Raw genomic sequence first — 14,473 nt, 5'->3', positions numbered from 1 at the left:
GGTGGCCGTGCCGGTGCTGTCGAGCCGAACGCTACCCGGCCGCGCGCGCCGGCTTCAGCCGGACAGCACCACACCCAGGTAGACCAGCGTGGTGACCACCTCGACGGTCGCGCCGAGCACGTCGCCGGTGATCCCGCCGAGCCGGCGTACCACGTGGGTCAGCAGCGCCACCGCGACGGCCAGCGCGGCGATGACGGCGAGGGGCCCCTGCCACGGGCGGCCCGGCACCGCGGGCGTCGCCAGCAGCACGACGGCGACCCCGCCCACGGTCAGGGCCGCCGGGCCGACCGTGCCGGCCACCAGCGCGCCCAGGCCGTCCGCCCGGGCGGCGGGCACACCCGCCGGCACGCCACCGTGACGCCCAGGCGGCCGGCCGCCGTCGCCGCGACCACCGCCGCGAGGCACGTCGGCCACGACCGCCCGGCCAGGTCGGCGAGGGCCGCGGCCTGCACCAGGAGTACGACCACCAGCGCCACGACACCGAACGGTCCGACGTCCGGCTTCTTCATGATCTCCAGCGCGGCGGCGCCCCGGCGGTACGAGCCGAGCGCGTCCACGGTGTCGGCCAGCCCGTCCAGGTGCAGTCCCCGGGTCAGCAGGGCGGCGGCGCCCACGGTCACGCCGGCGGCCACCAGCGGGGGAGCGAGCAGACCGGCCAGGAGCAGGACACCACCCAGGAGTACGCCGAGCAGCGCGCCGACGGCCGGGGCGAGCGCCATCGCCGTGCCCGCCACCGGGCGGTCGATCCGTCCGGCGCGTACCGGCAGCGTGCTGAAGGTGGTGACGGCGAGCCGGACGCCCGCGACGAACCGCGACTCAGCCGGCACGCCAGCCCGACGCCGGCTGCTCGTCGGCTCCGGTGCGGGTGGGGCCCGGCCCGGCCGGCTCCGGCTCGACGAACTCCGGGTCGGTGTAGTCGGGCCCGGTGTCGGCCGGCTCGTCGTCGGCGTAGTCGGGCTCCGGCTCGTCGGTGCCGTCCGGGTCGGCGTCGCCGCCGAGCGACGGATGGACCGGCAGGGCGGCGGCCAGCGCCAGCACTGAGCGCAGCATCGGCAGTGCGACCAGGGCGTTCGCGCCCTCGCCGAGGTCCAGGCGGAGATCGAGCAGGGGTGAGGCCGAGCACGTCGGCCGCCAGCCGCACCGCGGGGTGCTGGCCGTGGTCGGCCAGCAGGCACCAGTGCCGGGCCTGCCCGGCCAGGTCGCGGCTGATCATCCCCGCCGCCAGGCCGACCGGCCCGTCCAGCAGCACCGGCACCCGGCGGGCGGTCGCGCCCAGCAGCACGCCGGTGGCCACCGCCACGTCGCCGCCACCCAACTCGGCCAGCACGTCCTTGGCGGAGCGCGGCGAGCGGCGCGTGCGGTGTAGGGCGTCCCGCACGGCGGCGCAGCGGACCATCCAGGCCGCGTCGTCGATCTCACCGGAATCGGTGATCACCCGACCCAGCACCGACGGCGGTTCCGCGCCCGCGGTGGCCGCCAGCACGGCCGCCGCCGCCGCTTCGGTGCCGGCGCCGCAGGCGCCCAGCACCAGCAGTTGTACGCCCGCGTCGGCCGCCTGCTCGGCCAGCCGCCAGCCGTAGCGCAGCGCCGACTCGACCTGCTCGCCGGCCAGCGCCGGCTCGGTCTCCATCGGGGCGGCGGCCGGCGTGTCCACGACCTGGAGGCTCGCGCCGGCCTCGGCGGCCAGCCGGGCCAGCACGCCCCGGCCGGCGCGGGCCTGCGCGGCGCGGCGTGCCGACTCGCCGGCGACGGTGCCGGCGGACGCGCCGCCCGCGTGGTCGCCGTTGACCAGCAGCACCCGTACCGAACCCCAGGCGGACGGGGTCGACGTGCCCTGCGTGGCGGCGGCGAAGCCGACCACCCGGTCCAGGACGCCCAGCCCGGCGCCCGGCACGTCCAGCGTGGCCAGCCGGTCCACCGCCTGCGGGCCCGCGTACTCGTCGGGCATCGGCAGCTCCATGCCCGGCTGGATGACCAGCCCGGTGGCCACCATCGGCAGCGCCATGGTCGGCGCGGCCCAGGGGTTGCCCGGCTCCTGGTTCGGCGCGACCGGCGGGGTGTGGGTCAGGACCTCGGGGAGCTGCACCTCGGGCGTGGGCTCGGTGTCACCCAGACTCGGGGCGACCGGGCCCGGGGTGCCCAGCTCGGTGGCGACGGCGTGCCTCCCGGTCGCGCCCACCGGCGTGGACGGAGCCGAGGTGGCGACCGCTGCGGGCTTCAACCAGGCCGGCTGACCGGCGACCACCAGCACCACGGCGTCGCAGGCGTCCGCGACCGCGCGGTTGGCCGCGCCGAGCGCGTCGGCGAACGCCCGCCCCAGCGGGGTCGTCGGCACCAGCGACAGCCCCACCTCGGGGCTGACCAGCACCACCCGCGCCGCGCAGGCCCGGATCGCCTCGGCCAGCTCGGCGATCGTGGCCAGGTCGTCGGCGGGCTGGTGCTCCGGGTCGAGCAGTACGGTCACCCAGCCGCCCAGGTCGTCGACGAGCAGCGTCTCGTTCGGCTCGGCGGACTCGAGCACGTCGGCCAGCCGACGCGGCTCCCCGGCGGTCTCCTCGGTGGTCCAGCTACCCGGCCGCCGGGCGCGGTGGGTCGCCAGTCGGGTGGCCCACTCGGTGTCCTCCGGGTCGCCCTCGGGCGCGGTGGCGACGTAGCGGACCACCGGCGCGTCGGCGACCAGGGTCTCGGCGAACTCGGACTTGCCGGACCGGATGCCGCCGAGCACCAGGACCGTGTTCCACCCGTCAACGGACATGCCCGTACCTTAAGGCCGCCCGGGGTCGCTCTGCCTGCCGGCCCGGCGCTCGCACGACGGGTGAGCGGCCGTCGCGCGTCGGGCCGACTACGCTGGCGGGGGTTCGTCCCACCGGGACTTCAGCGGCGAGGGGAGACGCGGCATGGCGTGGAGCTGGCGGTACGAGGGCACGGACGGTCAGACGGTCGAGGGACCGGCGGAGTCGTTCGGCAGCCAGGCCGACGCCGAATCCTGGATCGGTCAGACCTGGCGTGAACTCGCGGCGTCCGGCGTCACCTCGGTCGCGCTCGTAGAGGACGACCGGGTGGAGTACCGGATGAGCCTGCTGCCCACGGCCGAGTGATGGCGTACGACCGGCCGGGCGACAAGCTGGTGCTCGGCGTGCCCAGCGCGGCGTTCCGGCCCAGCCCGGTCTTCCTCGGCCTGGTCGCGCTCTTCGCGGTCAGCGGGGTGCTGGCCTGGAACGGCTACGGCAGCGTCCGCTTCGACGTGTTCCTGTTCGTGGTCTCGGGCTGGCTGGTGTCGCTCTGCCTGCACGAGTACGCCCACGCGGTCGTCGCCTACCGGGCCGGCGACCGGGACATCGCCCACCGTGGCTACCTCACGCTCAACCCGTTCAAGTACACCCACCCGCTGCTGTCGATCGTGCTGCCCGTGGTGGTGGTGCTGCTCGGCGGCATCGGCCTGCCCGGCGGCGCGGTGTGGGTGGACCGGCACGCCATCCCGGGTCGGCTGCGGCACACCCTGGTGAGCCTCGCCGGTCCGGCGACGAACGTGCTGTTCACGTTGCTGCTGGTGCTCGCGGTACGACTCGGCGCGACCTCGGGCGGCCCGGTCGAGTTCTGGGCCGGGGTGGCGCTGCTGGCGTTCCTGCAACTCACCGCCAGCGTGCTCAACCTGCTGCCGGTGCCCGGCCTCGACGGCGGCAACATGATCCAGCCGTGGCTGAATCCACAGTGGCGCAGGATGTACGACCTGTTCGCCCCGTACGGCTTCATCCTGCTCTTCGCGCTGCTGTGGAACCCGCGCATCGGCGGCTGGTTCTTCGACGCGGTCTTCGCGGTCGGTGACCTGCTCGGCCTGCCGTCCTGGCTGTACGCCGCCGGGCTCGACCTGATCCGCTTCTGGCAGAGCTGAGCTGTCCGGCGCGGCCCGATGCGGCTGAGCCGACCCGGCCCGTGCGGCTGACCGGTCCGGTCGGCGCGAACCTGTCGCGCCGACCGGACCGGACCCGCGTCAGGGCCGCTGCGCGGGAGACTCGGTCTTCGCCGCGTCTCGCTCCACGACCGGCTCGACGATGTCGTCGATGGCCTTGAGCAGCTCGGCGTCGAGCGTGACCCCGGCCGCCTTCACGTTGTCGTGCACCTGCTCGGGGCGGGACGCGCCGATGATCGCCGACGAGACGTTCGGGTTCTGCAGCACCCACGCCACGGCGAGCTGGGCCATGCTCAGCCCGGCCTGCTCGGCGAGCGGCTTGAGCTGCTGCACCCGGGTGAGCACGTCGTCGTTCATGAACCGGGCGATGAAGTTCGCGCCCGACTTCTCGTCCGTGGCGCGGGACCCGGCGGGCGGCGGCTGCCCCGGCAGGTACTTGCCGGAGAGCACACCCTGCGCCATCGGCGACCAGACGATCTGACCGATGCCCAGCTCCTCGCTGGCCGGTACGACCTCGGCCTCGATGACCCGCCACAGCATCGAATACTGAGGTTGGTTGGAGACCAGCGGAACGTGCAGCTCCCGGGCGAGCGGATGGGCGGCGCGCAGCTGCTCGGCGGTCCACTCGGAGACGCCGATGTAGTGGGCCTTGCCGGAGTGCACGACGTCGGCGAACGCCTCCATCGTCTCCTCCAGCGGCGTGCTGTAGTCGTACCGGTGGGCCTGGTAGAGGTCCACGTAGTCGGTACGCAGCCGGCGCAGCGAGCCGTTGATCGACTCCATGATGTGCTTGCGGGACAGGCCACGGTCGTTGCGACCCGGCCCGGTCGGCCAGTAGACCTTGGTGAAGATCTCCAGGCCCTCGCGACGCTCGCTCTCCAGGGCCCGGCCGAGCACGTCCTCGGCCCGGGTGCCGGCGTACACGTCGGCGGTGTCGAAGGTGGTGATCCCCGCGTCGAGGGCGGCCCGCACACACGCGAACGCCGCGTCCTCCTCGACCTGAGAACCGTGGGTGATCCAGTTGCCGTACGAGATCTCGCTGACCATCAGGCCGGAACGGCCCAGGTGTCGGAATTCCATGTCCCGACCCTAACTCCGGTGGATCACGATCGCCGAGTGGCGGCTCAGAGCACGGGATTGGCGTCGGTCAACAGTCGGTCGATCTCCTCCAGCACCGCCCCGCGATCGGGATGCACCAGGTCGATCAGTGACGCGCCACGACGGTCCAGCGCGCCCCACCGACCACCGCCGCTGACGAGGAACGCCACCGGGTGGATGACCACCACCGGGTACGACGGTGGCACCAGCACCGTGCCCGTGCGATCCACCACACCGCGCCGGCCGGCCACGTCGACGACCGCGAGACCCTCCTCGGTGAAGCCGTCGACCGGCCCCGCGTCGGTCAACTCGGTGACGAAGGCGTGGTAGCGGGTCGGCACCACGATCCGTCCGGTCCGGTCGACCGCCCCCCAACCCTCGCGCTTCACCGGGGCCAGCCCGCGGCGGAACGGTCGTACGTCGGCGAAGTTCGGCGGGACCTGCACCGTGCCCGTCGGGTCGATCGCCGTCCACCCGCCGTCGGTGACCACCCAGGCCAGACCGTCGCTGAACGGGCGCACCGCCCGGTACGACGGAGGGATCACCGTCGTACCCAACATGTTGATCAGCGACCACCGGTCGGTGTCCGGCCGCCGGACCCAGGCCAGCCCGTCGTGGAACGGCTGCGCCTCCGCGTACCGGGCGGGAATCGCCACGTCCCCGGCCTGGTCGGTGTAACCCCACAGCGGCCCGTCGCGGTCCGGCTGCGGGGGCCGGTCACGGTCGAGCACCTCGTCCCGACCCCGGGGGTACGGCCCGAAGCCGTCCGCCGCTCGCACGGTGACCGCGTCGAGGGCCACCCGCACCCGGTCCAGCAGTTCGGCGTCGGCCGCGCCGCGCAGGTCGAGCGCCCGCTCGAAGTGGTGGCAGGCCTCCATCAGCCGGCCCTGGTCGTAACTACAGCGTCCGGCGTGCTCGTGCAGGGCGGCGCGCAACCGGTCGGGCAGCTCGACCGAGTTGGCCTCGGCAAAGAGCTGGTCGGCCTCGGCGAAGTCACCCCGCCAGCGCAGCACGTGCGCCAGCCGCGCCTGCGCGAGCGCGGTCCGGCGCAGCTCACCGGTGGCCTCCGCGTACGTGAGGGCGAGGCGTCCGTCGGCCAACGCGTCGTCGAGGTCGCCGAGGATGCGCGAGGCCACCGCCCGGAGGCTGAGCAGCCGCGCGCGGGCCCGGTTGTCGATGGCCGTACCCAACTTCTCGGTCAGCCGCCGCCGGATGGCCCGCATGCCGTCCGGCTCGGTCAGCTCCTCGCGCAGGGTCACCGGGTCCAGCCGCCAGCGGTACGCGGCCAGGACCTGCTCCGGGTCGCCCTCGTCGGACAGCGACGGACGCACCGGCCCGGTCGCCGTGTCCGGCGGCGCCGACACGGGCGTGTCCGCCTCGGACGAGGGGTCACGCGGCCCGGGAATGACGACGGCCGGTACGGCGGTGACGGTCTCGGCGGTGACGGCCTCGGCGGTGACGGCCTCGGCGGTGACGGCCTCGGCGGTGGCGGTCTCTGCGGTGACGGTCTCTGCGGTGACGGTCTCTGCGGTGAGGGGTGGCGCGGGAGGGGGCGGGGACGCCGCTGGGGGCCCGGAGACGGGCTCGGTGGCGGTAGGCGTGGTAACCGGCTCGGTGGCGGCGGGTGGCGGGGAAGAGGGCTCGGTGGCGGCGGGTGGCGCGGAGACGGGCTCGGGGGCGGCCTGTGCCGTGGTGGGTTCGGGGGCGGCGGGTGGTCCGGAGACGGGCTTGACGGCGGCGGGCGGCGCGAAGGCTGGTTCGGGCGCGGACGACGGGTAGGCGGGTTCCGGCGTTGCGGGTGCCGTGGTGGCGCTCTCCGCCCCGCCGTCCGGCGCGGCATCGGGTTCCGGCGCGGCGGCGGGTGGTGCGGAGGTGGGCGCTGCGAAGGCGGTCGTGAGCGTGGCCGGCGGTGCCGACACGGGCGCGGTCGGTGTGCCGGCCGCGACGGAGTCCGCGTCGACGGGCCACGTCGTTGCGGGCTCGGGTGTCGTGCGTTCCGCCTCGGTCGACGGCGCGAACTCCGCGTCGGTGCCCGGCGTGGCGGTCGACGGGTCCGCGGCGTTCGGCCCGGGCGACGACGGCCGGTCCGACGGTTCCGAGCCGGCGGCACCGCCGACGGACGGCGTGCTTCCAGGGCGGCCGCCTCGTCGAAGTCGTCCGCAGTGGACCCGCTCTGCCGCTCCGACGGCTCGCCGGAGATCGGGCGGCGATCCCTGGTGGCTGCGCCGTCGGTCGTCAGCGGCCCGCGGCTGGTGGTGTCGCCCAGGTCGTCCGACCAGGCGTGCGGCGCGAGCGGAGTGGATTCCGCCGGCGGACCGGACACGGGGTCCAATCCGGTCGGGGTCGGCTCGGCAGCGGGCGTCGCCTCGTCCAGCTCACCGGACCAGGACGGACGCCCAGCGTCGACCGGCCCGATCGGCGGCGCGGAGACGGGCCGCGTGGCGGCGGGCGACGCGAAGACCGGGGGAGCAGAGACCGGGGGTGCGACGGCCTCGCCAGCGTCGGGTCGCTGGTCGGGGACCGGGCGGTCGACCAGTGGTTCGGTCGACGCGGTCGTGTCGTGTGTGTCCCCGGTCCCGGGCGGCGACCCTGCCGGTACGTCGACAGGGGCCCGGTCCTCGGTCGTCCCGACAGCCGTGGCAGCCGCCGGCGGCGCGTCCTGATCGGACTCGACCGGCTGGGTGGCGGGGTTGAACCAGGCGTCGGGGCCCCGCACCGGTGTCGTCGCCGGCTCCGGGCTGGTCGGCGCGGACGTCTCGGTCGGCGTCGGAGGCACGTAGCGGCGCGGCACCCCGGGGCGACCGGGAGCGACGGCTCGGCGTCCGGTGTGGAGGATCTCGGCGTCGCTGGTGTGGCGGGCGGTTCCGGTCGCTGCCACGTCGGTGGCGGCGCGACCGGCGGGCGGCTGTCCGGGCCGGGGTAACGCGGCGCAGTGGTGGGCCGGGTGTCCGCAGTCGGCGCGGCTTCGGTCGGCCGCTGCTCGGGCCGGGGCGGCGACACCGACTGTTCGTCCGACGACGGGGGATCCACCGGGGCGGGAAGGAACTCCACCCGGAGCCGCGCCGCCGGGGGACCGGAGATCGGAGCGTCCACAGCCGGCGACACCGGCAGGCCCGACACCGGCCGGTCGTACTCCGGCCGATCGGACGAGGTGGGCGATCGCCGCTCGTGGCCACCGGGCGCGGGGGAGACGGGCGTCGCCGACAGCGGTTCCTCCCACCCGGCGGCGGGCGAGACAGGCCGGTCCCGCCTGGGAGCGGCGGGAGACACGGGTGCGTCCCGTCCGGGGGCGGCGGGGGACACGGGCCGGTTCGGAGGCACCCGGTCGATGCCCGGCGCGGCCGGGGAGACGGGTGTGGGCGGGACCGGGGTGGTCCGACTGTAGGTGGGCGACGCGCTCGCGGCGGGGCGGACCGGACGCTCGTCGTACCGGCCCGGCTCCGCCGGTGGCCGTGCGGGGGCGGTCGGCGGACGCGATTCCACGCGCGGCTCGGTGTCGCGGTACGGCTCGGGCCGGTAGCCCGGCTCCCGGGTGCGGTCCGGATGCACCGGCCCGGGCGCCGGCCAGGGCAGGCCGCCGCCCGAGCGGGGCTCGCGGTACGCCTCGTCGCGGCGGGTCTCGTCCCGGTACGGCTCCGGTCGGGCCGTCTCGCGTGGACGACGGTCCGGGTACGCCTCGGCGCGCGCTGCCGCCTCGCGGGGTTGCTGGCGGTGCGGTTCGACGTCGGGACGGCGGCGGTCGTCGTCACGGCGGGGCTGCTGCGGCGCGTCGGCTTCGGGGCGGCGTCGCCGTCCGCTCTCGGATGTCCGGGGCGGCCCGTACATCTCGTCCGGGCGGCGCTGCCACTCGCTGGACCCGCCGGGGCCAGCCTCCATCCGGGACCGCTCGTCGGCAACGCCCCGCTCCGGCCGGCGGGCGTCGTCGGGTCGGCGCTCGGCACGGCGGGCGTCGTCGGCAAGGCCGCGCTCGGCACGGCGGGGCTCGTCGTCCGGCCAGCGGTCCGAACGGCGGGCTTCGTCGGGGCGACGGTCGGGCTGGCCGTCGGCGCGGTAGCGGTTGCGACTGTCGATGGGCGCCCACTGGCCGGCGCCCTCGGCGGCCCAGCCGTCAGTCGGGCGGCTCTCCGGGTTCCGGGTCGGGCGGATGCCGTACCCGTCGCCGGGCTGCCGGTCGTGGGCGGCGGCCGGGCGCTCCGACGTGCCACGTCGGCGCGGTGGCTCGTCGGGCTCGGACACCCAGCCCGAGTCTCCCCGGGGCCCCGGGGAGTAGGGCCCGGGGAGACCGGCGGTGACGTCGGGTACGCCCGGTCCCGGTCGGTCGGCTCGGGTCGACGTCGGCGGCTGTCGTACCCATCGGAAGCGGGCTGCTCGCGGTGCCACGCGGCCTCCCGGCCGGGCGTCCGGTCGTCGCCGGGGCGTCGGTCGGACCAGGCGGTACGGCGGTCCGACTCGGGCGAGCGGCGCTCCTCGCGCCGGGGCGGCTCGGGGAGCGGCCGGCGGTACGGCTCGTGGTCGTAATAGGCGGGTTCGGAGCGGCCGTGCCGCGACGCGTCGGGCGTCCGCTCGTCGCCGCGCGGCCAGCCGTGGGACTGGCCCGGCTCGTCGTCCGCCCGCCACCGGCCCTCGGGTTCGGCCGGAGGTTCGTCGGCCCAGGATCGGCCGAGGTAGGTGCCGTCCGGGCGGGTGGGCGCGAGCGGGGGGACCTCGGCACGACCCACCGCGCTCGCCCGTCCGCGCGGGGGCGGGGACTGGTGGGTGGCGCCGATGTCACCGGGGTAGCGCTGGCCGGGGAACTGGGGTTGCCATTCGGTGGTCGGTTCGACCACCCAGGACGGTTCGTTCGGATCCCGCCACCGGTCGGTGTAGCGGCCGTTCATCCGTCGAGCCCGTCGCCACACCCGACCGCTCGGCCGATCCCCGTCGACGGTGAGGTGGCGCGCCTGTCCCGCTGGCCGTTGGGCGTCCGGTCGCCGCCTGCCACGCTCCGGTGGCCGGCTCGCGTCCGCTCGCTCACGGCGTTGTCACCTCGTTGCACATTGTCGCGCTGGGGCCTCGCGTGCCGGTCGGGTCGCCCGTTCCGGCAGGGCGTGGCTGCGGATGGAGGGTAACGGCGCGGGCTCGTTCACCGCCACTGTGGCACCGCCCACGAGCGCAAACGTTATCCGATGGTTCCGGACATTTAGGTCGATAACCGAATCTGACCTTCGACGATACCCCACCCGCCGCCCGGACGGACCGGAGCACCCGGTCAGGGATGCTCCATGACGAGGACGGCGAACGTCCCGGGGACCAGCGCCTCGTACCGGTGTGGCAGGTCGCCGGGGAACGTCGCGTAGTCACCCGGGCCGAGGTCGACCACGTCGCTCTCGGGGCCCACCCGCAGCCGTCCGGCGGCCACCACCACATGCTCCACGCTGTGCGGCGTGTGCCCGTCCGCCTCCCGGACCGCGCCCGGCTCCAGCTCGATCAGGTAGATGTCCCGGCGTACCCGCGACGTTCCGGCGCTGAGCAGCGTCCCGGTGAAGTCGGCCCGCTCCGAGCGGACCCGGGGGCCCTCGCCGGCGCGAATCACCCGAAGGTTGTCGGCCGCCGGCTCCACGAGCCGGCTGAACGGCACGCCCAGCGCCACGCCGATCGCCCACAGCGTCTCCACGCTCGGGTCACCGGTCCCCGACTCCAGGGCCGAGAGCGTGGACTCGGGCGTCCCCGCCCGGGCGGCCAGCTCGGTCAGCGAGACACCGGCCCGCTCGCGTTCGCGGCGCACGGCGGCGGCGACGCTGGCCGATGGTTCTCCGGGCATGCGTGTTCGCTCCACTGGATCATCGTTCGCGGTCACGAACAACGGGGACCTGTTCACCGTGCGGGACTACGCGCACGGTACAACGAACGGGAACCGCCCGACGTTCTTTGCCACCAACGCGGCCAGAGCGGGGTGTTCCCGGCGACGCGTCGCCGGGATCAGACCTTGTCGCCGAGCTTCACCGCGGGCGCCGGAGCGCGCATCCGCCGGAAGGTGATCGAGCGCATCACGGCGTAGAGGTAGAGCGAGCCCATCCGCTGGTCGGTCTTCGGGAAGCGCTCCCGGACCAACTTGCTGATCTTGCGGCAGATCAGCACCGAGTCGACCACCACGCCGAGGGCCAGGGCGCCCCAGAGCACGTTGGAGATCAACCGGACCACCGGTGGCATCGCGGCGTTCGAGCCGATCAGCACGATCAGCGCGCCGCCGAAGAACCAGGTGCCGACGGTACGACGGGAGTCGACCACGTTGCGCGCCAGCAGCCGCTCCGGGCCCCGGTCGCGCGGGCCACCCTCGCGGCGGAAGTCGGCGGCGGCCTCGGTGCGCAGTTGACGACGCCGTTCCCGCTCCTCCTCCTTGGTGAGGGGGCGACTCGGCCCGGCCGGACGCCGGCCGACCGTCGGCCGCTTCGGCGTCTCCCGGCCCTTGGCCGGGGTGTAGCCCCGGGGACGGTCGGCGGTCTCCTCGGAGGTCACCGAGGTGACGGCCTCGTCGACGAGGTCGGTGGACTTGCGGCGAAAGAGCGACGGCACGCGGCAAGGGTAGCCAACGGTTCGCGCCCGGTGCACATCGCGGTGCGACGGCCGACGGCTCCAGGTCGCAGCGCGACCTGGAGCCGTCGGGTCCGAACGGTTGGCGAGGGAGGTTACGGGCGTTCGGCGTGCGCGCCCAGGTCGGCGAGCTTCGCCTCGAAGTCCTCGTAGCCCCGGTTGATCAGGTCGACGCCGTACACGCGGGAGGTGCCCTCGGCCGCGAGCGCCGCGATCAGGTGGCTGAACCCGGCCCGCAGGTCCGGGATGACCAGGTCGGCGGCGTGCAGCTTGCTCGGCCCGGCGATCACCGCCGAGTGCTTGAAGTTGCGCCGGCCGAAGCGGCACGGGGTGCCGCCGAGGCAGTCCCGGTAGACCTGGATGTTGGCGCCCATCGAGTTCAGCGCCTCGGTGTAGCCGAGCCGCTGCTCATAGACCGTCTCGTGGACGATCGACAGGCCACGGGCCTGGGTCAGCGCCACGACCAGCGGCTGCTGCCAGTCGGTCATGAAGCCCGGGTGCACGTCGGTCTCCAGCGCCACGGCGTTCAGCTCGCCGCCCGGGTGCCAGAAGCGGATGCCGCCCTCCTGGCCCGGGTCGCCCAGCTTCGGCGCGCGGGCGTCGGTGACCTCGTACTCGCCACCGACGGACCGGAAGATGTTCAGGAAGGTCATCATGTCGGCCTGCTGCGCACCGAGCACCTCGACGTGACCACGGGTGGCCAACGCGGCGGCGGCCCAGCTCGCGGCCTCGATCCGGTCCGGGATCGGCCGGTGCGTGTACCCGTGCAGCTTCGGCACGCCCTGGATCTCGATCACCCGGTCGGTGTGGACCTTGATGATCGCGCCCATCTTCTGCAGGATGCAGATCAGGTCGATGATCTCCGGCTCGACGGCGGCGTTGCGCAGCTCGGTGACGCCCTCGGCCATGACCGCGGTCAGCAGCACCTGCTCGGTGGCGCCGACGCTCGGGTACGGCAGGGCGAACTTGGTGCCGTGCAGCCCGTTCGGCGCGGACAGGTGCAGCCCTTCGGGCCGCTTGTCGACGGTCGCGCCGAACTCCCGCAGCGCCTGCAGGTGGAAGTCGATCGGACGCGGGCCGATGTGGCAGCCGCCCAGGTCCGGGATGAACGCGTGCCCGAGACGGTGCAGCAGCGGCCCGCAGAACAGGATCGGGATACGGCTCGAACCGGCGTGCACGTTGATCTGGTCGGTGCTGGCGCTCTCCACGTTCGCGGGGTCGAAGACGAGTTCACCGTCCTCGGCGCCGTCGGTCACCTTGACGCCGTGCAGACCGAGCAGACCCCGGACCACCTCGACGTCGCGGATCTTCGGCACGTCGAACAGCCGGCTCGGGCTGTCGCCCAGCAGTGCGGCGACCATCGCCTTCGAAACCAGGTTCTTCGCGCCGCGCACGCGGATCCGCCCTTCGAGCGGAGTGCCTCCATGCACGACCAGGACGTCGTCGGTCAACGCAACCTCCAGCGCTTCGGTGCTGCTGTGTTGATGGTGGGGAGCGTGAACCTTGTCGCTACCCCGGATGCGGCCATATCGAAACGGCCCGCTCGCGTCGTCGCTCCGGCAGCATAGCCCTCGGTGACGAAAAAGGACTCGGTCAGACCGGCGTGTGTGGCATTAATCGGTGATCCGGCACTTTTGTGTACCAGGGACGTCACGGATCGTGATCACGCGCCGGGCAGGGCGAGCATCTGGTCCAGCGCCACCCGCGCGTGGTGGGCGGTGTCGGCGTCCACCGTGATCTGGTTGACCACCCGGCCCGCGACCAGCTCCTCCAGCGCCCACACCAGGTGCGGCAGGTCGATCCGGTTCATCGTCGAGCAGTAGCAGACCGCCTTGTCGAGGAACATGATCTGCTTGTCTGGGTGGGCCAGGGCCAGCCGGCGGACCAGGTTCAACTCGGTGCCCAGCGCCCACGCCGACCCGGCCGGCGCCGCCTCGATGGTCTTGATGATGTACTCGGTCGAGCCGACGTGATCGGCGGCGGTGACCACCTCGTGCCGGCACTCCGGGTGGACCAGCACGTTGACGCCCGGCACCCGCTCCCGTACGTCGTTGACGCTGTCCAGCGTGAACCGACCGTGCACCGAGCAGTGCCCCCGCCAGAGGATCATCTTGGCGTCGCGCAGCTGCTCCGGCGTGAGCCCGCCGCCGGGCTTGTGCGGGTCGTAGAGCACGCAGTCGTCCAGCGACAGGCCCATCTCCAGTACCGCTGTGTTGCGGCCCAGGTGCTGGTCCGGAAGGAAGAGCACCTTCTGCCCCTGCTCGAACGCCCAGTCCAGGGCGCGCTTGGCGTTGGACGAGGTGCAGACGACGCCGCCGTTGCGCCCGACGAAGCCCTTGATGTCCGCCGAGGAGTTCATGTACGTCACCGGCACGGTGTCGCCCGCGATGCCCAGCTCGGTCAGCGTGTCCCAGGCGGCCTCGACCTGACCCAGCACGGCCATGTCCGCCATCGAGCAGCCGGCGGCCAGGTCGGGCAGGATCACCCGCTGGGTGCCGGTGGTGAGGATGTCGGCGCTCTCGGCCATGAAGTGCACGCCGCAGAAGACGATGTACTCCGCCTCCGGACGGGCCGCCGCCTCCCGGGCCAGCTTGAACGAGTCACCCGTCACGTCGGCGAACTGGATCACCTCGTCGCGCTGGTAGTGGTGCCCCAGTACGAAGACCTTGCTGCCCAGCTTCGCCTTCGCCGCCGTGGCGCGGGCCACCAGGTCAGGATCGCTGGGCGCCGGCAGGTCGCCCGGACACTCGACGCCGCGCTCGGTGTCGGGGTCGCTGCCCCGGCCGAGCAGCAGCAGAGCCGTCGCCGTGTTGGAGGGTTCCACCCAGGTCGAAGTCACGTAGCCCATGGTCCCACAGCGCGAGCGCGCCGCAGCTCCGCTCGGTGTGTGCTGCC

General features: G+C 74.2%; 8 protein-coding genes and 2 pseudogenes. 2 read left to right on the top strand and 8 right to left on the bottom strand.

Annotated features, from left to right (window positions below):
- Positions 1-54: 54 nt before the first annotated feature.
- Together ACQP0N_RS24495 and ACQP0N_RS24490 are read right to left on the bottom strand one after the other, a co-directional pair.
- A pseudogene (locus ACQP0N_RS24495) lies at positions 55-827 on the bottom strand (adenosylcobinamide-GDP ribazoletransferase).
- Positions 817-2,755: pseudogene (locus tag ACQP0N_RS24490) on the bottom strand (bifunctional adenosylcobinamide kinase/adenosylcobinamide-phosphate guanylyltransferase). The pseudogenes ACQP0N_RS24495 and ACQP0N_RS24490 overlap by 11 nt, the downstream one beginning before the upstream one ends.
- A gap of 142 nt (positions 2,756-2,897) precedes the next feature.
- On the opposite strand from ACQP0N_RS24490, the gene ACQP0N_RS24485 reads away from it, so the two are divergent.
- Complete coding sequence (locus tag ACQP0N_RS24485; RefSeq protein WP_030337978.1) at positions 2,898-3,098, top strand: hypothetical protein; 201 nt, start codon at positions 2,898-2,900, stop codon at positions 3,096-3,098.
- The gene (locus ACQP0N_RS24480; RefSeq protein ID WP_433114390.1) at positions 3,098-3,892 is read left to right on the top strand and encodes a site-2 protease family protein; all 795 of its coding nucleotides are present in this window, start codon (positions 3,098-3,100) and stop codon (positions 3,890-3,892) included. The genes ACQP0N_RS24485 and ACQP0N_RS24480 overlap by 1 nt, the downstream gene beginning before the upstream one ends.
- A gap of 99 nt (positions 3,893-3,991) precedes the next feature.
- Here ACQP0N_RS24480 and ACQP0N_RS24475 read toward each other — a convergent pair whose 3' ends face one another.
- From ACQP0N_RS24475 to nadA, 6 genes are all read right to left on the bottom strand, one after another.
- A complete protein-coding gene (locus tag ACQP0N_RS24475) occupies positions 3,992-4,990 on the bottom strand; it encodes an aldo/keto reductase family protein (RefSeq protein ID WP_357126690.1) in 999 nt (332 codons plus the stop codon).
- A 44-nt stretch (positions 4,991-5,034) separates the two neighbouring features.
- Complete coding sequence (locus ACQP0N_RS24470) at positions 5,035-6,927, bottom strand: WG repeat-containing protein (RefSeq protein ID WP_433114388.1); 1,893 nt, start codon at positions 6,925-6,927, stop codon at positions 5,035-5,037.
- 3,329 nt (positions 6,928-10,256) lie between these two features.
- Positions 10,257-10,808 (bottom strand): helix-turn-helix domain-containing protein, encoded by a 552-nt coding sequence (locus ACQP0N_RS24465; protein WP_355049368.1) that lies wholly within the window; start codon positions 10,806-10,808, stop codon positions 10,257-10,259.
- 158 nt (positions 10,809-10,966) lie between these two features.
- Positions 10,967-11,560 (bottom strand): DUF3043 domain-containing protein, encoded by a 594-nt coding sequence (locus ACQP0N_RS24460; protein ID WP_355049369.1) that lies wholly within the window; start codon positions 11,558-11,560, stop codon positions 10,967-10,969.
- Between the two features lie 113 nt (positions 11,561-11,673).
- Positions 11,674-13,029 (bottom strand): UDP-N-acetylglucosamine 1-carboxyvinyltransferase, encoded by a 1,356-nt coding sequence (gene murA, locus ACQP0N_RS24455; RefSeq protein WP_203177790.1) that lies wholly within the window; start codon positions 13,027-13,029, stop codon positions 11,674-11,676.
- A 212-nt stretch (positions 13,030-13,241) separates the two neighbouring features.
- Entirely contained in the window at positions 13,242-14,417 is a 1,176-nt protein-coding gene (gene nadA, locus ACQP0N_RS24450; protein WP_357395473.1) for a quinolinate synthase NadA, read from the bottom strand.
- Between the last annotated feature and the right edge of the window lie 56 nt (positions 14,418-14,473).

Source organism: Micromonospora sp. CA-246542, from assembly GCF_050942905.1.
Classification (GTDB): domain Bacteria; phylum Actinomycetota; class Actinomycetes; order Mycobacteriales; family Micromonosporaceae; genus Micromonospora.
This window is presented reverse-complemented; position numbering and strand designations above follow the sequence as displayed.